This is a genomic window from Castellaniella sp. WN (genome assembly GCF_054457555.1).
The window spans coordinates 2,315,253-2,337,134 of the sequence record NZ_JBTKZC010000001.1; the positions used below are offsets into that span (position 1 = coordinate 2,315,253).

Consider the following 21,882-nt stretch of genomic DNA (forward strand, 5'->3'; position numbering starts at 1 on the left):
CTGTAGTCCGGCCCCGCGGCCCATGACGCTAGAGTATCAGAAACGGGCCGAATCACGAACGGATCGTCGGGGATCATATTTCGATCAGTTCGAAGTCTTCCTTCCGGGCGCCGCATTCGGGACAGACCCAGTTGGGTGGCACGTCCTCCCAGCGCGTGCCGGGCGCGATCCCGTCTTCCGGAAAGCCGGCCGCCTCGTCATAGATCCAGCCGCAGATCAGGCACATCCAGGTTCGCATGGCAATGAAATCCTATCTTTGAAAAAATCCTCGCGTCGCATGCATCTGCGGCTTCGGGCCGTCCGCAGCGTTGCGTGTCCACCTCGCGCCTTGCAGGGCGCTCGGATTCGGCAGGCACAGGGCATCTCCAACCGTGGCAGCTCTCCACCTCGCCGCTTGCAAGCGGCTCGGATTCGGCAGGCACAGGGCATCTCCGGCCGTGGCAGCTCTCCACCTCGCCGCTTGCAAGCGGCTCGGATTCGGCAGGCACGGGGCATCTCCAACCGTGGCAGCTCTCCACCTCGCCGCTTGCAAGCGGCTCGGATTCGGCAGGCACGGGGCATCTCCAACCGTGGCAGCTCTCCACCTCGCCGCTTGCAAGCGGCTCGGATTCGGCAGGCACAGGTCAGTCCGCGGGGACTGACCTGTGTCCGGCCTCATCCATTAGAATGGATGCCATAGTACACAAACCGCCGGCCATGGCGACCGGCTTCCTTTCCGCCATCATGTCCGCGCCCGATTCCCCTTCCGTCCCCCTACCCTTGATTTTCGGCCCGTTCGATCCCAGCGGAGCCAGTCACCTGCCCATCGACGCGGTCATTTGCGCCGGTCTGGGCGCGCACGCGGGTTCGGTGGCCACCGCCATCCACGTTCAGGACACCGCCGGCACCGAGACCATCCAGCGGCTGGCTCCCGAACTGATCGACGACCAGGCCCGATGCCTGCTGGAAGACATGGCCATCGGCGCCCTGAAGATCGGCCCGCAATACGATCCCGAGACCATCTCGACGCTGGCGCAAATCGCGGCCGACTACAGCGCCCTGCCCCTGGTGCTGCAACTGTGCGCGCCGCCGCCGGTGCCTGACCTGGAAGACCTGGATCCAGAGGAAACCGTCGGCGCGCTGCTCGAATTGCTGGTGCCCCAGGCACATCTCGTCGTCGTCGACGCCCGCCTGCCGGAACAATGGGCTGGCCAAGGCCTGCTGTCCTCCGCACGGGCCGACGATCCGATCGGCGCCCTGCACGAGTTCGGCGCGCCGCTCGTCCTGTGCTGCAATGCGGCGCTCGGACCCGGGCTGAACGGCCTGATCCTGCACACGCGGGACGAGGCCGGCCGCCGCTGGCCCTGGCCCGCTCCGCGCGTGCGCACGGGCGACGCCGAAAGCCTGCTGGCCACGGTGCTGTGCTGCCTGCTGGCCCGCGGGCTCGACCCGGCCGAGGCCGTCTCCCAGGCGGTGGCCGCCTCCACCGCCCTGCTGGACCGGCATTTCCACCCCGGCATGGGACAGCGCATCCTGCTGCACGCGGCACCGAGGGGGTAGCATGAACGCACCGGATACGCCCCTGTTCCCGCGCGGCCTGTACGGCGTCACGCCGGACTGGGCCGACACTGACCGCCTGCTGGCCGCCATCGAACAGGCCCACGCGGGCGGCATGACCGCTCTGCAATGGCGCCGCAAGCACGGCGCCCCGGCCGACCTGCGCGCCCAGGCCCACGCGGTCCGCGACCTGTGCCTGCGGCTGGGCCTGGTCCTGATCGTCAACGACGACTGGCGACTGGCGGCCGACCTGGACGCCGACGGCGCCCATCTGGGGAAGGACGACGGCGCCGTCGCCCAGGCACGCCTGGCGCTGGGCTCAGACAAGCTGATCGGCTGTTCCTGCTACGACCAGCCCGAACTGGCCGCCCGACGGCTGAGGGAAAACGCCGACTACATCGCCTTCGGCGCGATGTATCCGTCCAGTATCAAGCCCGACGCCGCGCGCGCCACCCTGGGTCACGTCCGCGCCGGCCGGGTCCTGGCCGAAGCACACATCAACGGCGCGCCCGCCAGCGGGATGACCGGCAAGGCGCCCTCCGGGAGGATGCGGCGCGCGGCGGTCGTCGCCATCGGCGGTATGACCCCCGACAACGCCGCCCCCGTGATCCAGGCGGGCGCCGACAGCATCGCCGTCATCAGCGCCCTGTTCGACGCCCCCGACATCCGCGCCGCCGCGCGGCGCTGCGCCGCCCTGTTCGACACCGATCTTTCCTGAAACCCCGCAGCAACCGGAATCCTGCCATGTCCCGCAACACAGAACTCTTCGAACGCGCCTGCCGCGCCATCCCGGGCGGCGTCAACTCCCCCGTGCGCGCCTTCCGCTCCGTAGGCGGCACCCCGCCCTTCATCCAGCGCGCCCGGGGCCCCTTTCTGTGGGACGCCGAAGGCACCCGCTACATCGACTACATCGGTTCCTGGGGTCCCGCCATCCTGGGCCACGCCGATCCCGAAGTCGTCGCCGCCGTGCAGGCCGCCGCCGTGGACGGCCTGTCCTTCGGCGCGCCGACCGAGGCCGAAATCGATCTGGCCGAGGCCATCATCGAGCGCATCCCCTCGATCGAACAGGTGCGCCTGGTCAGTTCCGGCACCGAGGCCACCATGTCGGCGATCCGGCTGGCGCGCGGCCATACTGGCCGGCCCAAGATCATCAAGTTCGAAGGCTGCTACCACGGTCACGCCGACAGCCTGCTGGTCAAGGCCGGCTCGGGCATGCTGACCTTCGGCAACCCCACCTCGGCCGGCGTACCGCCCGAATTCGTCCAGCACACCTTGGTGCTCGATTACAACGACCTGGCCGCCGTCGAGGCCGCCTTCGCCCAGTACCCCGAGGACATCGCCTGCATCATCGTCGAGCCGATCGCCGGCAACATGAACCTGGTGCGTCCGGCGCCTGGCTTCCTCGAAGGCCTGCGCACCCTGTGCACCCGCCACGGCGCCGTCCTGATTTTCGACGAGGTCATGACCGGGCTGCGCGTCGGCCCACAGGGCATGCAGGGCCTGTGCGGCGTCACGCCCGACATGACGACGCTGGCCAAGATCATCGGCGGCGGCATGCCGGTGGGCGCCTTCGGCGGCCGTGGCGACATCATGGCCGGCATCGCGCCGCTGGGCACGGTCTACCAGGCGGGCACGCTGTCGGGCAATCCGGTGGCGGTCGCCGCCGGGCGTGTCACCCTGCGCCGCCTGGCCGAGCCGGGCTTCTACGACGCCCTGCACCGGCAGACCGGCCTGCTGATCCAGGGCCTGGTCGAACGCGCGCGGCGCCACGGCGTGGCCTTCAGCGGCGACTGGCAGGGCGGCCTGTTCGGCCTGTACTTCCGCGACACGGTGCCGACCAGCCTGGCCGAGGTCTCCGCCTGCGACATCGACGCTTTCAAGCGCTTCTTCCACGGCATGCTGTCCGAAGGCGTGCATTTCGCACCCTCGGCCTTCGAGGCCGGCTTCGTCTCGGCCACCCACGACGACGCCGTCATCCAGGCGACGCTGGACGCGGCCGACCGGGTCTTCGCCCGGCTTAAATAATCCGAACTTCAAGTTTCTTGACGCAGGACAAGGACACGCCTCCGGCGGTTCCCTAAACTGGGGACGCTCTGATCAAGTCCGCCCGGAGGCGCGTCATGACCGACTACACTCAATACGTCGCTACCCAGCATCCTTCCGTCACCCCTCCGGTGCCGGATCTCGAAACCCAGGCCACCGGCCAGGAGCCGCAGGACCTGCGCCTGTGGCTGCGCATGCTCAGCTGCTGCACGCTGATCGAAAACGAATTGCGCAGCCGTCTGCGCGCGGAATTCCAGACCACGCTGCCGCGCTTCGACCTGATGTCCCAGCTCACCCACGCCCCCAAGGGCCTGAAAATGAGCGAGCTGTCCCGTCTGATGATGGTCACCAACGGCAATATCACCGGCATCACCGACCAGCTCGAAAAAGACGGCCTGGTCGAACGCCTGAAGGACGACACCGACCGCCGCAGCTCGCTGATCCGCCTGACGCTGAAAGGCCGCCGCTACCACCGCCGCATGCAGCGGGCGCACGCCTCGTGGATCCAGTCCCTGCTGGGCGGCCTGGCGCCGAACGCGCGCACGGCGCTGTTCGAGCTCCTGGGCGACCTGAAGCAATCCACCTACGCGCGCCTGCCGGCGATCTGACCCCCGCGCGCGGCATCCCCCACGCCCCCATTCGGCATAGAATGGGGGCTGTTTTTTTGCCGACGAACCCTACCGCCTCCGGACTCCCTCGCCATGGCCATCAACCTGATCATCCCGGCGCAAGACGCCATCCACCCGATTCCCGGCATCCGCATCGGCACGGCCGAGGCCGGCATCCGCAAGGCCGGACGTCGCGACCTGACCGTCCTGCTGCTGGACGAAGGGACCTCGGTGGCGGGGGTCTTCACGCGCAACCGCTTCCGCGCCGCGCCGGTCCAGGTCAGCGAAGCGCACCTGGCCGCCGGCGCCGGCATCCGCGCCCTGGTCATCAACACCGGCAACGCCAACGCGGGCACCGGAGAACCCGGCCTGCGGGCCGCCCATGACACCTGCCGCGCCCTGGCTGACCGGCTGGGCGCCGCGCCGGAGCAGATCCTGCCTTTCTCCACCGGGGTCATCCTGGAACCGCTGCCCGTGGACCGCCTGATCGCCGGCCTGCCGGCCGCCCTGGACGACGCCCGCCCGGACCACTGGTTCCAGGCGGCCCACAGCATCATGACCACGGACACCCAGCCCAAGATCCACTCCACCCGGATCGACCTGGGCGGCACCCAGGTCTCGATCACAGGCATCAGCAAGGGCGCCGGCATGATCCGCCCCAACATGGCGACCATGCTGGGCTTCCTGGGCACGGACGCGGGCCTGCCGCCCGCGCTGCTGCGCGGCCTGGCCGGACGCATCGCCGACCAGTCCTTCAACCGCATCACGGTGGACGGCGACACCTCCACCAACGACTCCTTCATCCTCATCGCGACCGGCGCCAGCGGCGCGCGCATCGAATCCGAGCAGGATCCGCGCTTCGCCGTCCTGGCCGAGGCCCTCACGGCCGCCGCCCGCGACCTGGCCCAGAAGATCGTGCGCGACGCCGAGGGCGCGACGAAATTCATGACCATCCGCGTCGAGCAGGCCGCCTCCACGGACGAAGCCCTGAAGATCGCCTACGCCATCGCCCACTCGCCGCTGGTCAAAACCGCCTTCTACGCCTCCGACCCCAACCTGGGCCGCATCCTGGCGGCCATCGGCTACGCCGGCGTCGAAGACCTGGACGTCTCGAAGCTGACGCTGTGGCTGGGCGACGTGCGCGTGGCCTCGCAAGGCGGCCGCGACCCCGGCTACCGCGAGGAAGACGGCCAGCGCGTGATGAAGGAATCCGAGATCCTGGTACGCGTCGCCCTGGGACGCGGCGACGTGGCCGACACGGTGTACACCTGCGACTTCTCGCACGAGTACGTCAGCATCAACGCGGACTACCGGTCGTAGAGGCGGCGGCGCAGGCCATGCCGTCTCATTCGTTGATCTCCGCGAACTTCCACCAGCCCTCGCGCGACTTGGCCTTGAGCAGATCCCGCAGGATCATCTCGACGCGCCTCGCCGTGCGCGTAAGCGGCCGGTCCGAAGCGTAGGCCAGGGATATCCGGCGCTCGATCACTGGATCGACGATGTGGGCGGTATAGAGTTCGCCCTCGCGCAGCCGGGTCCCCTGCAGGGCGGCCAGAGAGAGAATGGTCGCGTCGGACGTCCGCAGGACCCACTGCACCAGCAGTTCGGATGCGTCCAGTTCGGTACGCACGTCGAGCTTCAGGCCGACGCCCGCGGCGACTTTCTCGGCCAACGCCCTCAGGCCGTGTTCGCGGCTGGGCATGACCAGCGGAGTATGGCGCATGTCGGCAAAGGCGAGGTCCCCCCGGACGGACTGCCGCCGGATTTCCGCCGAATTCTTTTCGCCGACGGCCAGGAACAGATGCTCCTTCATGAGCAATTCCAGGTCCAGCCCCAGGACCGGCGCATCGATGTAGACGAGACCGAAATCGAGCGTGCCGTCCATGATCCATTTGGAGAGATGGCCCGAGAGGCCGGTGACGACCTTGATCGCGATGTTGGGGCACTGGCGCCGCACCTGCTCGATCAGCGGCAGGCTCAGCATGGTGCTCAGGGAACCGGGGATGCCGACCGTCACGGAACCGACCTCGGTAACCTGCCGCGACCTCAGGGCCGCTTTCGCGGCCGCCAGGGTATCCAGGGCGCTGCGCGCGTACCCCAGGAACTCCTTGCCCTCCGGGGTCAGGATGGTGCCATCCTGCCTGCGCTCGAACAACTGGACCTCGAGCTCCTCTTCGAGCAACTTGATCTGCGTGCTGACCGACGGCTGGGAAATGTGCAGCGCCTCGGCCGCCTTGATGATGGACCGATGATCGGCGACGGCGATGAAATAGGAAAGCTGGCGCAGGTTCATCCGGGGGGGAAATACGCGTGATGACGCCCGAGGAGCTGGCGGGCTCGCAGCACCACGGGCAGGTCGACCATCCGCCCCTTGAACGTGCATGCGGCGCGACCCTGAGCCATCTGGGCCTCGAATTCGGCGATCAATTGCCGTGCCTCGTCCACTTCTGCTGCGTCGGGAAGGAAGGCCTCATTGACGATTTCAACCTGTCTGGGGTGGATGCAGAACGCCGCATCGAATCCCAGGGCGCGCGCGCGCCGGATCCGGCCGCGGAAATCGTCAGGATCGGCGAAATCGGCGACGGACCCCACGAACCCGATCGGCGTGATGCCGGCCCGGCGGCACGCCGCCACCGCCATGACATTGGGAATGTACAGGGAATCGTCGCCGACCGCCATCCGCATGCTGACCGCGAGATCCTCGGCGCCCACGATCATGCCGTACATGCGCGGGCTGGCCGCGGCGATCGCCCCCATGTTCGCCAACCCCTCGGGATCCTCCACCATGGCGATCAGCCGAGTGTGGCCGACGGGCAGTCCCTGCTCGACTTCGCAGGCGTCCAGGATCTCTCCGACGAACCGGACACAGGATGCGTCGGGCACCTTGGGCAGGGTCAGCACCGCGACATCCTCGCAGACGGACGCCTCGATGTCCCGCACCGCCAGGCGCCAGGGCCGGTTGATCCGGACAGCCACCCCATAGCCCGCCTGCGCGAACCGGCCGGCGATCGTCCGGACGCGCCCGCGGGCAAGTTCCTTCTCGTCCGGCGCCACGCTGTCTTCGAGATCGATCTGCAGCACGTCGGCGGGCCGTCGCAGGGCGCCTTCCACGAAGCGGTCACTGGTCGCCGGGACGAACAGGATCGAGCGCCAGTATTTCATCTCAAGCATGGGACCTCCGGTGGCCGGACTCGGCTTCCAGGCGTTCTAGGGCATCGACGATCTCGCGGGTGTGCTCGCCCAGGACGGGCGCGGGACGGCGGAATGCCCCCGGCGTGGCGCTCAGTCGGGGAATGATGTTGTGGGCCTTGATTTCGCCCAGGTCGGCGTCCTCGAGGGATACGATCGCCTGCCGGCCCTCGATGTAGGGATGGCCGATCAGATCGGCCACCGAGCAGACCGGTCCGACGGTGACGGCGGCCCGCTCGAACAGGTCCAGGTTTTCCCGCTGCGTGCGCCCGCGGATGAACTGCCCGATGATGGCGTCGAGCTCATCGCGGTTGCGCACGCGCGCGTCGTTGGTGGCGAACCGGGGATCCTCCTTGAGATCCGGCCGGCCGATGGTATCGAAGATGCGCATCGCCATCGACTGCATGGATCCCGACATGGCGACATGCTTGCCGTCCCCGCACTCGTAGACATTGCGCGGCGCGGTATGCGTGGACTGGTTGCCCGAACGCATGGTGGGCTGTCCGGTCAGGCTGGATTTCAGGGCCTCGGAGGAAATGAAGGAAAAGATCGGCTCGAACAGAGACAAGTCCACCACCTGGCCCTTGCCTTCCCGTTCGGCCACGCGCAAGGCGGTCAGAACGCCGGCGGCGCCGTAGATGCCGGCGATCATGTCGGCGAGCGCGAGCGGCGGCAATACGGGAGGCTTGTCGGCATAGCCGTTCAGGTAGGCGAACCCCGACATGGCCTCGACCAGCGTGCCAAACCCTGGCTTGTGACTGAACGGCCCGGTCTGCCCCCAGCCGGACACCCGCACGATCACCAGGCGCGGGTTGATCTCCAGCAGCGCCCCGGGCGCCAGGCCCATCTTTTCGAGGCCGCCCGGCACGAAGTTCTCGACCAGCACATCGGCATGGCGCGCCAGGCGCCTGAGCAGCGACAGACCTTCCTCGGATTTCAGATCGAGGACCATGGACCGCTTGTTGCGCCCGTAGACCTTCCAGTAGATGGCCTCGTCGGCCTCGCGCCAGCTGCGCAGGTCGTCGCCCTTGCCCTCGCGCTCGATCTTGATGACGTCCGCCCCGAAATCGGCGAGGAACAGGGTCAGCATGTTGCCCGCGACCAGGCGGGACAAATCCAGGACCCGTACATCCTTCAACGGGCCTTCGCGCGCCGGATCAAAAGTTTCCATCGATTCGCCTTCCTGCTTCAAAAAGTGATGACCGGCTTGATTTCCTGGTAATTCTTCATGCGTTCGAGCGCCACGTTCACTTCATCGAGGCGATAGCGCCCCGTGATCATCCGCTCGAACGGGAACACACCCTGATGCGCCTCCATGAAGTCCAGGGCCAGCGCATAGCTGCGCGCATCCCCGGAGAAGGAACCGATCACCTGGATGTTCTTCTTGACGATCATGGAGGGCTGGATCTCGACTTTGCCCTCGCCCAACTGGCCGACGATCAGGTAGCGGGCGCCCTTGCGCGCCAATTGCAGGCCCTCATTGAACGCGGCGGGCACCCCGGTGAACTCCATGACGATATCGGCGCCCCTGCCCTGCGTGTGGGACAGCACCTGCTCCAGGCGTTCGGCGGGGGTCGTCCCTTCGACCGGGATACAGACGTCCGCGCCGAACTCCCGCGCCATCTCCAGGCGCGCGGCGGGCGAACCGATCACGATGACCTTGCGCGCGCCACGCACCTTGGCGTTGGCCGTGGCCAGCAGGCCCAGCGGCCCGGCCCCCTGTACCAGGACCGTCTCGTAGGGCTCGATCCGGCCGAGCTGGGACATCGCGTTCATGACCGAGCGCAGCGCGCAACTGGAAAGGCTGGCGAGTTCGCTGGGCACGGAGTCGGGCACTTTCAGCCGGCCGGATTCGGGCAGCACATAGCCGTATTCCGAAAACCCTCCCATGAGGTGGGGCGCCTTCTCCATGGTCTCGTACATGTAGGCCCGGCGGTTGACGCACAACGTCGGCTGGCGCGCCGTGGTGCAGAAGAAGCAGTTGTCGCAAGACGTATGGGTGTAGACGACGCGATCACCGACCTTCAGGTCCTGGCCCACGGAGTCCGTGCGGACCGTATCCCCCAGCGACACGATCCTGCCCACCATTTCATGGCCGATGATCACAGGCAGGTCAACCTTGAGCGACAGTGAACCCTGCCACAGGTGGACGTCGGTGCCGCAGATCGAGCAGGCCTCCATCTTGACCAGGGCGGCCCGCGGTTCGAGATACGCCGGCACCGGCACGTCCTCGATCCTCAGGGGATCCTTGAACTTGCGCAGGACGGCGGCCTTGGAAAATCCGGGCAGAGCGGACATATGCGATCCTTCAGAAGAAATACCGGTACCACGTCGTCAACGCGGGCACGTAGGTGATCAGGGCCAGCACGGCCAACGCGCCGCCCAGGAACCAGAACACATAGCCGAACATGTCGATCAGCCTGGCGCCGTTGGCCCGCTGGGCCACGTACAGGTTCGCCGCCATGGGGGGCGTCAGCAGGCCGATCTCGATGTTGGTGACCAGCACGACCCCGAAATGGACGGGATCGATGCCGTACCCCACCGCGGCGGGCGCCAGCAGCGGCCCCATCAGCAAGGTGGCGGCATTGGTCTCCATGAACATGCCCACCAGAATGAGGACGACGTTCACCGCCAGCAGGAAGACCAGGGGATCCGCGGTCAGACCCGTGGCGGCGGCCGACAGCGCCTGTGGAATCTGCTCGAGGATCATCGCGCGATTGAAGATGCTGGTGAACGCGATGATGGCCAGGATGGCCGCGCTGGCCAGCGCCGTACTTTCCAGTATCTTGCGCAGGTCCGAGGCCGAGGCCTGGCGCGTCAGCAACGTGAGCGCCAGGGCGTAGACGCCGGCCACGGCGGCTGCCTCGGTCGCGGTGAAGACTCCGCTGTAGATCCCCCCCAGGACCAGGATCGGCAGCATCAGCGCCGGCAGGGCCTTGAACAGGACTCCGCCCTTGCCCCGCGGCGCTTCGTCGCGCTGCGTCGGGACCGCGGCGAGAGCGGATTCCACGCCTCCCGGCAAGACCCGCCTCGACAGGAACGCGTGAATGATCGAGAACACGGCGGCGGTCAGGATGCCGGGCACGATCGACGCGAGGAACAGGTTGGTGATCGAGACGCCGACGATCGCGCCGTACAGAATCAGGGGGATCGACGGCGGGATGAGTACCCCGAGCAGCCCCGTCGATGCGTTCAGAGCGGCGGTATAGCCAGGAGAATAGCCGCGCTGGCGCATCTCGACGCCCACGGTCCCGCCCATCGCCGCAACCGTGGCGACCGAAGATCCGGTGATGGCCCCCATCAGGGCGCTGGCCATGACCATGATATGGCCCATGGGCGCCCGGATGCGCGACATGAACAGATCGCACACCGCCGTCAACTGCCGGACCAGACCGCCACGGTTCATCAGTTCGCCGACCAACAGGAACAGAGGAATCGCCAGCAGGGCGAAATTCGATACGATATCGAAAGGCAGCGCTGCCAGCGAAAACGGATCGATGTTCCATGCCTCGGCGTTGACGATCACGATCAGAGCGAAGGCGACCCCGATCGGGACGCCCACCAACAACAGAGCCAGCAGTGCGGTCACGATCATGATGCGGACTCCGGTTGCCGCGCGCGGTCTTGCGCCGGCCCCACCCCACCGCGCCGGAATACGCGCAGCACGTCGCAGACGCCATGGACGGCCATGCAGACCATCCCGGCGAAAAAGAAGAAAATAGGCACATATAGCGGTGTGCCCATGTCCAGCCAGCGCTCGCCGGTCAGCCGGGCGTCTTCGAACAACCCCCAACCCAGCCAGGCGTAGATCGCCGAGAACACCAGCATGAGCAAGGCGACCACCATCGCCGCCAGGCGCCGGACGAGCGGGGAGCGGACCTGTTCGATGACATCCACGGAAATATGCTCGCGCCGGCGTGCGCACATCGCCGACCCCACGAAGGCGAGCGGCGACATCGCCGCCATCGCCCACTCCGCCACGTTGGGCACGGGCCAATCGAAAACCCGGATGCAGACGCCCAGCGCGACGGTCGCCAGCATGACCAGAAGGCTGAGCGAGCACACCAGGTTCTCGATTGCGTACAAGCGGTCTTCCAGCGCGTTCGTCCAGCGCATGATCCGTCCCCCCCCCCCGCCGCGCTTACCGAGGCAACGCCCCGACTTCCTTGCGCAGGGCCGCGACGCGCTCCTTGCCATAGACAGGCTCGAGCTTGGACCAGACCTTGTCGGCGACTGCCCGGAACCCGGCCAGCGCCTCGGGCGAGAGCGTCGTCACCTGCACGCCGCCCTCGGCGATCTTCTTGAGATAGTCGGCGTTCAGCGCCCGGTTGGCCTGGATTTCCTTGGCCGCGACCTCTTCGGCGGTCTGCGTGAATATCCGCTTCTGCTCCTCGCTCAGCCGGTCCCACAGCCGCCGGCTGGCCGCGATCGCGCCCATCGCGTAGACGTGATTGGTCGTCGTCATGTACTTCTGGGCCTCGAACAGCCGCGAGTTGTAAGTGATGCTGGCCCCGTTGTCCTGCCCATCGACCGTACCTTGCTGCAGCGCGGTGAACAATTCCGGGAACGGCATGGCCACGGCCTGGGAACCCGCGGCGATGAAGAAGTCGCGGATGCCGGCGGAGCCGGGCACCCGCAGCTTCAGGCCTTCCAGGTCCGCAGGTTTTTCGACAGGCTTCCTGGAGTTCGTGACCGCGCGGAACTCGAGTTCGAAGAAACCCAGAGTCACCATGCGATGCTTGGCCATGGTCTCGCGCAGCGTGGTCTGCAAAATGCCCTTCGGGTTGTAGAAGATCTTGTCCGCCTCATCGAAGCTGGTCACGATGTACGGCAGGTAATGGAAATCCAGCAGGGGATCGAGACCCGAGAGAGACCCGGGATTGACGAACGCCAGATCCAGCGAGCCCCGGGCCAGATCCCGCGCCAGGGATTCGTCGCCGCCGATCTGGCTGTTGGGGAACACCGCCACCTCGATTTCGCCGTGGGTCCGCTCTTTCAGGAGCCTGGCGAATGCCTGGCTCGCCTGGTCCACCGGGCTGTCGATCGCGAACACGTGCCCCAGCCGGAGCTTGAGGTTCGCCGCGTCCGATGCCGGCGCAACCTGCAGCATCCCGATGGCCAGGATCGTCCCCAGCAGGGCGGTCAGTTTGGGGCGGGTCGTCTTGAATGACTTGAACATGGTGTCGTCTCCTCCCGGCGGTCTTGCCGGACTCATTTATGGTTGATCACTTGTGGTTGATCACGATCGTCTTGGCGACCGTGTATTCCTTCAGCGCCTCGAAGCCTTTTTCACGGCCGTGGCCGCTGCGCTTGAAGCCGCCGAACGGCAGCTCGATCCCGCCGCCCGCGCCATAGCCATTGATGTAGACCTGGCCGACGCGCAGCTTCTTGGCCAAGCGCATCTGGCGCGCTCCGTTCTCCGTCCAGATGCCGGCGATCAGGCCGAAATGCGTGCCGTTGGCGATCCGGATCGCATCGTCCTCGTCATCGAACGGGATGGCGGCCAGCACAGGGCCGAACACCTCGTCCTGCGCCAGTTCGTGGTTCTCATCCACGGGACCCAGCAACGTCGGTTTGACGTAGAAGCCGCCGCCCACCGCGCTGGCATCCAGCCGGCCCTCGCCGATCACGGCAATGCCGTCGGCATGCGCCCGCTCCAGAAAGCCCCGGACCCGCTCGCATTGCACGGCGCTGATCACCGGCCCGCAATCCAGGTCCGCGTCATGGGAGCCGACGCGCACGGCATTGACCCGCTTGGCCAGCGCGGCGACGAATTCCTCGTAGATCGTCCGCTGGATCAGCACCCGGCTGCCCGCCGAGCATGTCTGGCCGGTGTTCTGAATGATGGCCGAGACGATTACGGGCAGGGCCTTTTCCACGTCGGCATCGTCGAACACGATCTGCGGGGACTTGCCGCCCAGTTCGAGCACGCAGGGCACGTGATTGTCGGCCGCCGACTTCTGCACCAGGGTACCGACCTCGGGGGATCCCGTGAACGACAGAAAATCGACATCGGGGTTCGCCGTCAACGCCGCGCCCGCCTCTTCGCCATAGCCCGTCACCAGATTGATCACCCCGGCCGGGATGCCGACATCGATCGCCAGCTCGGTCAAGCGGACGATGCTCAGGCAGGCTTCCTCGGCGGGCTTGAGGACCGCAGTATTGCCAGCGGCCAGCGCGGCGGCGATCGTGCGTCCGAACATCTGCGCGGGATAGTTCCAGGGGATGATGTGACCCGCGACACCCCGTGGTTCGCGCACGATCAGCACCTGGTAGCCTTCCAGGAAGGGAATCGTCTCGCCATGGAGCTTGTCCGCCGCGCCCCCGTAGTATTCGAAATACCGGGCGGTGGCCGCCACGTCGTTGCGAGCGAGCTTCATGGCCTTGCCGGTGTCGAGAGCTTCGATCCGGGCCAGTTCCTCGGCGCACTCGGCGATCCTCAGGCCCAGTTTCGAGAGCAGGCGGCCGCGATCGACCGCCGGAGTCTGCCCCCAGACACCCTCGAAGGCCCGCCGCGCGGCCGCGACCGCCGCATCGATGTCTGCCTTGCCGCCACGCGAGATGGCGCCGATCCGCTGCCCCGTGCTCGGCGAGACGACCTCGATGACATCGCCGTTGCGGGCCTCCCGCCACTTGCCGTCGACCAGGATGGTCTTGATGCTTTCCGTCATGTCGTTCGTCCTCCGCTTCCAGCTGATGCGGGCCATGCGTGGGCAAGCCCGTGAATTGGAAGCAGTCTAAGAACAATCGAAGGCAGCGGCCAATACTCTTTGTTGATGGGCGCTTAGGCCCAGGCTATGTCGGTACTAACCCCGAACCAGGAAAACGGCCTACGGACGCCTTATCCAGAAACCGCTTGATTTACAAAAGGAATTCCGCATAAAATACAGGGCTTGGCCTTGTCCCCATCGGATCGGGCCGTTTTTGGCATACCCGGCAGGTCGACGGGCAGGCACCGATACCAAGGGCCATCCCCAGGCATCCATCCCCTGAACGTCGCACGGCCCCGGGCATTCTCACAGGAAATCCCCATGTACGCGGTCATAAAAACCGGCGGCAAGCAATATCGCGTTTGCGCCGGCCAGAAACTGAAAATCGAACAGATACCGGCTGACATTGGGCAAGAAATCTCGCTCGACCAGGTGTTGTCCGTCGGCGAAGGCGAAACGCTGAAAATCGGCGCCCCCTTCGTCGAAGGCGCCGCGGTCAAAGCCACCGTTCTTGCACAAGGCCGTCACGACAAGGTCAAGATCTTCAAGATGCGCCGTCGCAAGCACTACCAGAAGCACCAGGGCCATCGTCAGAACTACACCGAAATCCGCATCGACGCCGTTGCGGCCTGATCCGGTCATCGTATTTAGGAGCTCATCATGGCACACAAAAAGGGCGGCGGCTCGACTCGCAACGGCCGCGATTCCGAATCGAAACGACTGGGCGTGAAAGTCTACGGCGGCCAGCGGATCTCGGCCGGCGGCATCATCATCCGCCAGCGCGGCACCCAGTTCCACCCCGGCGTCAACGTCGGCATCGGCAAGGACCACACGCTGTACTCCCTGGTGGACGGCGTCGTGCAATTCTCCATCAAGGGCGCGCTGAACAAGCGCACCGTTTCGGTGAACGCGGCGAACTGATCCCGGTCGCCATGCGCGCAAAGGCCCTGCCTGCCGGCAGGGCCTTTTTGTATTGGATAAAATGAATCCCGCGCGTCCATCGCGCGCGAGACCGCCTCACCGTTCGGGCCAAGGCCCCGGAATCCACCATGAAATTCGTAGACGAAGCCACCATCGAGGTCATCGCCGGCAAGGGCGGCAATGGCGTCGCCAGCTTCCGCCGGGAAAAATTCATTCCCATGGGCGGCCCCGACGGCGGCGACGGCGGCCGTGGGGGATCGATCCTGGCCGTGGCCGACCGCAACATCAACACCCTCATCGACTATCGCTACGCGCGCCTGCATCGCGCCAAAAATGGCGAGAATGGCCGGGGGTCGGACCAGTACGGCGCCGGCGCGCCCGACATCGTCCTGCGCATGCCGGTCGGCACCGTGGTCTACGACGCGGACACCGGCGAACAACTGTTCGACCTGGACCGCCACGGCGAACAGGTCACGCTGGCGGCGGGCGGCAACGGCGGCCTGGGCAATCTGCACTTCAAGTCCAGCGTCAACCGCGCGCCGCGCCAGTTCACCCCCGGCCGCGAGGGCGAACAGCGCCGCCTGCGCCTGGAACTGAAAGTACTGGCCGACGTGGGCCTGCTGGGCATGCCCAACGCGGGCAAGTCCACCCTGATCACGCGCGTGTCCAACGCCCGCCCGAAGATCGCCGACTATCCCTTCACCACCCTGCACCCGAACCTGGGCGTGGTGCGCACCTCGCCGTCGCACAGCTTCGTCATCGCCGACATCCCCGGCCTGATCGAGGGCGCCTCGGAAGGCGCCGGCCTGGGCCACCTGTTCCTGCGCCACCTCAGCCGCACCCGCGTGCTGCTGCACCTGCTGGACGTGCATTCGCCCGATCCGGACATCGACGCCTGCGCCCAGGCCGTGCTGGACGCCCAGGCCATCGCGCGCGAACTCGAGCGCTACAGCCCGGACCTGGCCGCCAAGCCGCGCTGGCTGGTGCTGAACAAGATGGACATGGTGGAGGACCCCGCCGCCGTCCAGGACCGCATCTGCCGCGAACTCGGCTGGACGGGGCCGGTCTTCGGCATCTCCGCCCTGACAGGCGAGGGCACCCAGGCCCTGACAGGCGCGCTGCAGTCCTGGCTGGACGAACAGCGGCGCGGCGCCCACGCTCACGACGAAGACCCCCGCTTCAGGCGCGGCGATACGCCCCCGGGCGCGGGCACGGCCCCGGATGCGCCGGACGTCCCCGATCAGGACGACCCTCGCTTCGCCCGCTGAGATTTCCGCCTCCGTTTTCCGCCTCGTGCCGCCCACCATCATGACCCGTCCGGATCTTCCCTCTTCCGTCGCCCAGGACGCGCGACGCCTCGTCCTCAAGGTCGGCTCCTCTCTGGTCACCAACGAGGGCCGGGGCATCGACCTGGAGGCCGTCGCCCAATGGGCGGAGCAGATCGCGGGCCTGCACGCCTCGGGCCGGCAACTGGTGCTGGTGTCCAGCGGCGCGATCGCCGAAGGCATGGCGCGCCTGGGCTGGCCCCGACGGCCCAAGCTCATGCCGGAACTGCAGGCGGCGGCGGCCGTGGGCCAGATGGGCCTGATCCAGGCCTACGAGGCGGCCTTCGCCCGCCACGGCGTGCGCACCGCCCAGATCCTGCTGACGCACGAGGATCTGGCCGACCGGCGCCGCTACCTGAACGCGCGCAGCACGCTGAACACCCTGCTGGCCCTGGGGGTGGTGCCCATCGTCAATGAAAACGACACGGTCGTCACCGACGAGATCCGCGTGGGGGACAACGACACCCTGGGCGCCCTGGTGACCAATCTGATCGAGGCCGACGTGCTGGTCATCCTGACCGACCAGTCCGGCCTGTACAGCGCCGATCCGCGCAAGCATCCGGATGCGCGCTTCATCCACCAGGGCCAGGCGGGCGATCCGGCGCTGGAAGCGATGGCGGGCGGTTCGGGCAGCGCCATCGGCACGGGCGGCATGCTGACCAAGGTCCTGGCCGCGCGGCGCGCCGCCAACAGCGGCGGCCACACCATCATCGCGTCCGGCCGCGAGCCCGCCGTCCTGCGGCGCCTGGCCTCGGGCGAACCGATCGGCACCGAACTGCGCGCCGTCCTGCCGGTCCGCTCGGCCCGGCAGCGCTGGCTGGCCAACCACCTGCGCCTGCGCGGACGCGTCACCCTGGACGCCGGCGCCGTGCGCGCGCTGACCCAGAGCCACCGCAGCCTGCTGCCCATCGGCGTGATCGCCGTCGAGGGCGATTTCGAACGCGGCGACGTGGTGGCCTGCGTGGACGAGCACGGCGTCGAATGCGGACGCGGCCTGATCAACTATTCGTCCGCCGACACGGCGCGCATCCTGCGCCAGCCCAGCGCCCGCATCGCGGAGATCCTGGGCCACCTGTCCGACCCGGAACTGATCCACCGCGACAACATGGTCGTGGCGCGACCGCGCGCCTAGGACGCCGGCCCGCCCCCGCGTCTCCGCCTGCCGCGGGAATCTTCTGGAAAGGCCGCCGGCTACTTTTCAGCGGAAAGATCTACAGGAATATGCTCTACAGGAATATACATCGCCAGCCGTTCCAACATTGCTAACATTGATTTTTCCTGGCTCGACTCCACATTATCCTGCCCTCTCAATATCTTCGAAGCGTTACTCAGCTTGTTGACCCAGTCCTTTCCGTCCTCGCCGTTCGTGACGATTGCGTTCATGTCAGCGCGTAATTGCCAAGCCCCGTCCCCTCGCCATACCTCACTGAAACTTATGGATTGAAGCGCTTCCTTCACAGCACGCAACTGCTCCTGCCGCTCGGGCGTGCCCACCGCCGCCAACTCCTCAGGCAAACGTGTGCGAATATCCGCTAAACGTTCCCGGTACAACGGTTTGAATCCATTCAACCGTTCCCGCACCTGTTCCCGCTCCTGTCCCCGCACTTGTTCCCGCACTTGTTCCCGCACCTGTTTCAACACGGCGGCAACTTGCTCTCGCTGAGTCGGATGCACATGTTTCAACACTTCCTCTGCTTTAGAATCATTCAATTTTGTGTTCACGGAGCGCAACTTTTGAGCGTCCAAACTCGACCGCAGTGATTCTATGCCCCGCAGCGTGGTCAACTCCCCACCGGACCTTTCCGCCAGTTCAACCGCGGCCAGCGCGATCGACCGGTACGCCTTCGAATCATCAACCCGCGCCAGATTACCCAACAGATTGTTGATACAGCGTTGATTATCACGCGCCGAATACACCCGCGACCGCAGCGCCCGTGGCACGAGGCCGGTCTTGACCGCCACGACCCGGGTCAGGAACTGGCTGAACCTTTGCCGCGTACTGAGCTTGGCCCGAAAGGCGTCACCTTTCTGCGCGGTAAAGGCAGCGTCTGGCCTTGTCCCCGCTCCGTTCAAAGCGCCACTTTTATCTTTATTGACCGCAGCGCCCTGCGCGAAAGAACCGGCGTTCCCTGTATTGAGCTTAAATGAATCGACACCCATAATGCCACCCTCCACGTATCCATCGTGCCCGCCGCGCGACCCGGAATCCAGGCGCGCGTTCTCCCTGCCTCCGGCGGGGCCGGTCCGGCATCGTTCAATGAGTAACGCCCCCCTCCTTCGGCGTTCCCTCGGGAGAAGCATCGGCCGGACCCGCGCCGGCTAGCGCTGCGCCGGAATGAACTGGGTCTCCTTGACCTCTTCCATCACCACGCAGCTCTTGGTCTGGGTCACCCCCGGCAGGCGCAGCAGGATCTCGCCCAGCAGATTGCGGTACTGGCCGATTTCCTTGATCCGCGCCTTGATCATGTAGTCGAAGTCCCCGGACACCAGGTGGCATTCGAGCACCTGCGGCACGCACAGCACCTCGCGGCGGAAGTCCTCGAAGGTGCGGCCGGACTTGCTGGACATGCTGATTTCCACGAACACCAGCAGGCCGGCGTCCAGGGCGGAGGGCGAGACCCGGGCGTGATAGCCCGTGATCACGCCATCGCGCTCCAGACGGCGCACCCGCTCGATGCAGGGCGTCACCGTCAGTCCCACCGCATCGGCCAGCTCCGTCATCGACAGGCGGCCGTTCTGCTGCAGCAGGTCCAGAATGCGGCGGTCGATCTTGTCCAGGGCATGGACGGATTCCTTTTGCACGCGCATGATGATTCTCCGGAAAAGGGGGATCGACAGGGGTTCGAACCCGCGTCCGCGCGCGAAAAACCGCCCTGAAAAGCCCCGGGACGCGCACACGGTGCGGCGCACCAGGATTTTGTCCTGCGCACCCACACGGGTCTTCGCCATTACTTGCAGATTTTCATGAAAACTTCATTTTTTCATAAAAATTTATCTGGGTACATTGCCTATCATCATGAAAAATTAATCCATCGAGGATACATCATGAAGGTTCTGGTTCTAGGGGCGGGCGTCGTGGGCGTCACGAGCGCCTATTACCTGGCCCGGCAAGGGCATGAAGTCACCGTGATCGACCGCGAGGCCGGCACGGCGGAGGAAACCAGCTTCGGCAACGCCGGCCAGCTGTCCTTCGGCTATTCCTCGCCCTGGGCCGCGCCCGGCATTCCGCTGAAGGCGCTCAAATGGCTGTTCACGCCACACGCCCCGCTGACCATCCGGCCCGACGGCAGTCTGTTCCAGCTGCGCTGGATGCTGGACATGTGGCGCAACTGCACGCCGGCCCGCTACGCCGCCAACAAGGACCGCATGCTGCGCCTGTCGGCCTACAGCCGCCAGTGCCTGCACGCGCTGCAGGCCGACACCGGCATCCAGTTCGAGAGCCGGCGCCAGGGCACGCTGCAGGTCTTCCGCACCCAGAAGCAGATGGACGACGCCCAGCGCGACGTCCAGGCCCTGAGCGACGCCGGCGTCGCCCACGAACTGGTCGACGGCGACCGGCTGACCCGGTACGAGCCCGCGCTGGCCCAGGTCCGCCACAAGCTGGTCGGCGGCCTGCGCACGCCGGACGACGAGACCGGCGACTGCCGCCTGTTCACCCAGGCCCTGGCCCGGCTGGCCGAGGCCGAGGGCGTGCGCTTCCAGTATGGCGAGACCATCCAGTCCCTGCAGACGGCGGGCGACCGCGTCACGGGCGTGCACTGCACCTCCGGCCTGGAGCGGGCCGACGCCTACGTGGTCGCGCTGGGATCGTATTCGCCCCTGCTCCTGCGCGGCCTGGTCAATATCCCGGTCTACCCCATGAAAGGTTATTCCATCACTGTGGACATCGCCGACCCGGACCGGGCGCCGGTGTCCACCCTGCTGGACGAGACCTACAAGATCGCCCTGACCCGCTTCGACCAGCGCATCCGCGTCGGCGGCATGGCCGAGGTCGTGGGCTACGACACCGCCCTGGACCCGCGCCGCCAGCGGACCCTGGAAATGGTGCTGAACGACCTGTTCCCGGGCAGCTACGCCCCGGGCGACGTACATTTCTGGACCGGACTGCGCCCCAAGACCCCGGACAGCACGCCCATCGTAGGCCCCACCCGGCTGGGCAACCTGTTCCTGAACACCGGCCACGGCACGCTGGGCTGGACCATGTCCTGCGGCAGCGGCCGGCTGATCGCGGACATCGTGTCCGGCAGGCAGACCGATATCCGCCACGACGACCTGGGCGTCCAGCGCTACCACTGACCAGCGGCCGGCTCAGATTTCCCAGACGTAACCGTAGCCGCGCAGGGACTCGACCGGCGGCTCCATGCCGGCCCGCAGCCCCCGCCAGCGCAGGCGGCTGATGACGCCGCGCGGCTTGGGATCGTGCGGATGGCGTCCGCAGGCATGCCGCCAGGCCTGGAGCAGAGCCCGGTTGAGCATGGCGTGGCTGGCGACGTGGCCGGGCGCCTCGAACAGGCAGACCAGGATCGCGCGCTCCGAGACCGTCAGGCGCAGCGAAGCGCCATCGCGATGCCGCAGGCTCCAGCCCTGGTCCTCCAGGAACCAGGGACCGATACCGGGCGCCGGGCCGACCGCCATGTCCACGACACGGTCGAGACGGCGCAGACGCAGCGCCCGCAGGACGGCGGCCAGCAAGACAGGCGGTTCACCCTGCCGCATCACCCAATCCACCCCGACCCGCAGCAGCGCCGTCAGCTCGCCCCGGCGGGCGGGCCCCATGACGGCCACCAGGTCCAGCGGCAGATCCATATCACGGGCCAGCCTGGCCGCGCGGCAATTGGCGGCCGCGTCCGCCATCAGCAGCGCGGCATCGCACGCCAGCATGCCGGCCCGGACCGTTTCCCGGTCGGCGTCTTCGATGGAGCCGCAGCGCCGCACCCGGCACCCCTCGGCCCGCAGGTACCGCAAGTTGGCGTTGTCCTCCGGCGCCAACGCCCAGATCCGGCGGCCTTGCATACGATTCCCCTTCATCGATCCGCTGAATATTACAAATGTATTATTTCACGAACACCAATGTGATTCATCTTTTTAGTCCAATGGGCGGGTGGAAACCTTTGCAGAACGGCTCCGGCACGCCCGGCTCCTGCGCGGCCTGTCGCAGGAGGCACTGGCGCGCGCCTGTGGCCTGTCGCAAAGCGCCATCTCCAGCTACGAGAATGGCACCCGCCAATCACCGAAGAAACTGCTGAACCTGGCCCAGGTTCTGGAAGTGGACATCTACTGGCTGAGCCGCGGCCTGGGCGACATGACACCGGTCCCCGGCGCGACCGACTCACTGGGGGAAGGCGCCTGGCCCTTCTCCTCGATCGACCCCCGGCAATTCTGGACCCTGACCCGCAAGGACCGCCTGGTCGTGGAAAGCGCCGTTGGCGCCCTGATCGACAGCCTGCTGATTTCAGGGAAAGAATAAGACAGCGCTTTCCGGCCAAGGGCGACCCGACGGCGAAAGGCCCCCTCCCCCCCGCGGGGCGGGTATACTGCACCACACGCAGG

Annotated in this window: 23 protein-coding genes; 11 read left to right on the forward strand and 12 right to left on the reverse strand. The window is 66.7% G+C overall.

The genetic code is table 11. The features are described from left to right. Positions 1-73: 73 nt before the first annotated feature. Positions 74-238: a rubredoxin gene (locus ACTPOE_RS10885; RefSeq protein ID WP_043685094.1), complete on the reverse strand. Its 165-nt coding sequence runs from the start codon at positions 236-238 to the stop codon at positions 74-76. Positions 239-696: 458 nt separating this feature from the next. Between ACTPOE_RS10885 and thiD the strand changes: the two genes are divergently transcribed. From thiD to argJ, 5 genes are all read left to right on the forward strand, one after another. Next, the gene (gene thiD, locus ACTPOE_RS10890) at positions 697-1,539 is read left to right on the forward strand and encodes a bifunctional hydroxymethylpyrimidine kinase/phosphomethylpyrimidine kinase (protein WP_458872208.1); all 843 of its coding nucleotides are present in this window, start codon (positions 697-699) and stop codon (positions 1,537-1,539) included. A gap of 1 nt (position 1,540) precedes the next feature. Continuing rightward, entirely contained in the window at positions 1,541-2,254 is a 714-nt protein-coding gene (gene thiE / locus ACTPOE_RS10895) for a thiamine phosphate synthase (protein WP_458872209.1), read from the forward strand. A gap of 26 nt (positions 2,255-2,280) precedes the next feature. Further along, positions 2,281-3,561: a glutamate-1-semialdehyde 2,1-aminomutase gene (hemL, locus tag ACTPOE_RS10900; RefSeq protein ID WP_458872210.1), complete on the forward strand. Its 1,281-nt coding sequence runs from the start codon at positions 2,281-2,283 to the stop codon at positions 3,559-3,561. Between the two features lie 95 nt (positions 3,562-3,656). After that, positions 3,657-4,187, forward strand: a complete 531-nt coding sequence (locus tag ACTPOE_RS10905) for a MarR family winged helix-turn-helix transcriptional regulator (protein WP_458872211.1) — start codon at positions 3,657-3,659, stop codon at positions 4,185-4,187. 93 nt (positions 4,188-4,280) lie between these two features. Further along, positions 4,281-5,507 (forward strand): bifunctional glutamate N-acetyltransferase/amino-acid acetyltransferase ArgJ, encoded by a 1,227-nt coding sequence (gene argJ / locus ACTPOE_RS10910; protein ID WP_458872212.1) that lies wholly within the window; start codon positions 4,281-4,283, stop codon positions 5,505-5,507. Positions 5,508-5,532: 25 nt separating this feature from the next. Here argJ and ACTPOE_RS10915 read toward each other — a convergent pair whose 3' ends face one another. The 8 genes from ACTPOE_RS10915 to ACTPOE_RS10950 are packed head-to-tail and all read right to left on the reverse strand — an operon-like array spanning position 5,533 to position 14,047. Then, the gene (locus ACTPOE_RS10915) at positions 5,533-6,480 is read right to left on the reverse strand and encodes a LysR substrate-binding domain-containing protein (RefSeq protein ID WP_458872213.1); all 948 of its coding nucleotides are present in this window, start codon (positions 6,478-6,480) and stop codon (positions 5,533-5,535) included. Then, complete coding sequence (locus ACTPOE_RS10920) at positions 6,477-7,358, reverse strand: HpcH/HpaI aldolase/citrate lyase family protein (RefSeq protein WP_458872214.1); 882 nt, start codon at positions 7,356-7,358, stop codon at positions 6,477-6,479. The genes ACTPOE_RS10915 and ACTPOE_RS10920 overlap by 4 nt, the downstream gene beginning before the upstream one ends. After that, complete coding sequence (locus tag ACTPOE_RS10925; protein ID WP_458872215.1) at positions 7,351-8,547, reverse strand: CaiB/BaiF CoA transferase family protein; 1,197 nt, start codon at positions 8,545-8,547, stop codon at positions 7,351-7,353. The genes ACTPOE_RS10920 and ACTPOE_RS10925 overlap by 8 nt, the downstream gene beginning before the upstream one ends. A 17-nt stretch (positions 8,548-8,564) precedes the next feature. After that, positions 8,565-9,674, reverse strand: coding sequence for a zinc-binding dehydrogenase (locus ACTPOE_RS10930; protein WP_458872216.1), 1,110 nt, complete (start codon positions 9,672-9,674; stop codon positions 8,565-8,567). Between the two features lie 10 nt (positions 9,675-9,684). Then, a complete protein-coding gene (locus tag ACTPOE_RS10935; RefSeq protein ID WP_458872217.1) occupies positions 9,685-10,971 on the reverse strand; it encodes a TRAP transporter large permease in 1,287 nt (428 codons plus the stop codon). Beyond that, a complete protein-coding gene (locus ACTPOE_RS10940; RefSeq protein WP_458872218.1) occupies positions 10,968-11,492 on the reverse strand; it encodes a TRAP transporter small permease in 525 nt (174 codons plus the stop codon). The genes ACTPOE_RS10935 and ACTPOE_RS10940 overlap by 4 nt, the downstream gene beginning before the upstream one ends. 25 nt (positions 11,493-11,517) lie before the next feature. Beyond that, a complete protein-coding gene (locus ACTPOE_RS10945; RefSeq protein WP_458872219.1) occupies positions 11,518-12,555 on the reverse strand; it encodes a TRAP transporter substrate-binding protein in 1,038 nt (345 codons plus the stop codon). A gap of 46 nt (positions 12,556-12,601) precedes the next feature. Beyond that, the gene (locus ACTPOE_RS10950) at positions 12,602-14,047 is read right to left on the reverse strand and encodes an aldehyde dehydrogenase family protein (protein ID WP_458872220.1); all 1,446 of its coding nucleotides are present in this window, start codon (positions 14,045-14,047) and stop codon (positions 12,602-12,604) included. A gap of 360 nt (positions 14,048-14,407) precedes the next feature. Between ACTPOE_RS10950 and rplU the strand changes: the two genes are divergently transcribed. From rplU to proB, 4 genes are all read left to right on the forward strand, one after another. Next, entirely contained in the window at positions 14,408-14,719 is a 312-nt protein-coding gene (gene rplU / locus ACTPOE_RS10955) for a 50S ribosomal protein L21 (RefSeq protein ID WP_043685103.1), read from the forward strand. Positions 14,720-14,746: 27 nt separating this feature from the next. Next, entirely contained in the window at positions 14,747-15,007 is a 261-nt protein-coding gene (gene rpmA, locus ACTPOE_RS10960; protein WP_458872221.1) for a 50S ribosomal protein L27, read from the forward strand. A gap of 128 nt (positions 15,008-15,135) precedes the next feature. Then, positions 15,136-16,275 carry a GTPase ObgE gene (gene obgE, locus ACTPOE_RS10965; RefSeq protein ID WP_458872222.1) on the forward strand — a complete coding sequence of 380 codons (1,140 nt, stop codon included), beginning with the start codon at positions 15,136-15,138 and terminating at the stop codon, positions 16,273-16,275. 40 nt (positions 16,276-16,315) lie between these two features. Beyond that, a complete protein-coding gene (gene proB, locus ACTPOE_RS10970; protein ID WP_458872223.1) occupies positions 16,316-17,464 on the forward strand; it encodes a glutamate 5-kinase in 1,149 nt (382 codons plus the stop codon). 59 nt (positions 17,465-17,523) lie between these two features. Here proB and ACTPOE_RS10975 read toward each other — a convergent pair whose 3' ends face one another. Together ACTPOE_RS10975 and ACTPOE_RS10980 are read right to left on the reverse strand one after the other, a co-directional pair. Next, positions 17,524-18,492: a hypothetical protein gene (locus ACTPOE_RS10975; RefSeq protein ID WP_458872224.1), complete on the reverse strand. Its 969-nt coding sequence runs from the start codon at positions 18,490-18,492 to the stop codon at positions 17,524-17,526. Between the two features lie 159 nt (positions 18,493-18,651). Beyond that, positions 18,652-19,140: a winged helix-turn-helix transcriptional regulator gene (locus ACTPOE_RS10980; protein WP_458872225.1), complete on the reverse strand. Its 489-nt coding sequence runs from the start codon at positions 19,138-19,140 to the stop codon at positions 18,652-18,654. A gap of 237 nt (positions 19,141-19,377) precedes the next feature. Here ACTPOE_RS10980 and ACTPOE_RS10985 point away from each other — a divergent pair, with 237 nt between their 5' ends. After that, on the forward strand, positions 19,378-20,628 hold the full coding sequence (locus ACTPOE_RS10985; RefSeq protein ID WP_458872226.1) for a D-amino acid dehydrogenase: 1,251 nt from the start codon (positions 19,378-19,380) through the stop codon (positions 20,626-20,628). Between the two features lie 12 nt (positions 20,629-20,640). Here ACTPOE_RS10985 and ACTPOE_RS10990 read toward each other — a convergent pair whose 3' ends face one another. After that, positions 20,641-21,345 carry a hypothetical protein gene (locus ACTPOE_RS10990; protein ID WP_458872227.1) on the reverse strand — a complete coding sequence of 235 codons (705 nt, stop codon included), beginning with the start codon at positions 21,343-21,345 and terminating at the stop codon, positions 20,641-20,643. Positions 21,346-21,433: 88 nt separating this feature from the next. Here ACTPOE_RS10990 and ACTPOE_RS10995 point away from each other — a divergent pair, with 88 nt between their 5' ends. After that, on the forward strand, positions 21,434-21,799 hold the full coding sequence (locus ACTPOE_RS10995) for a helix-turn-helix domain-containing protein (protein ID WP_458872228.1): 366 nt from the start codon (positions 21,434-21,436) through the stop codon (positions 21,797-21,799). Positions 21,800-21,882 lie beyond the last annotated feature (83 nt).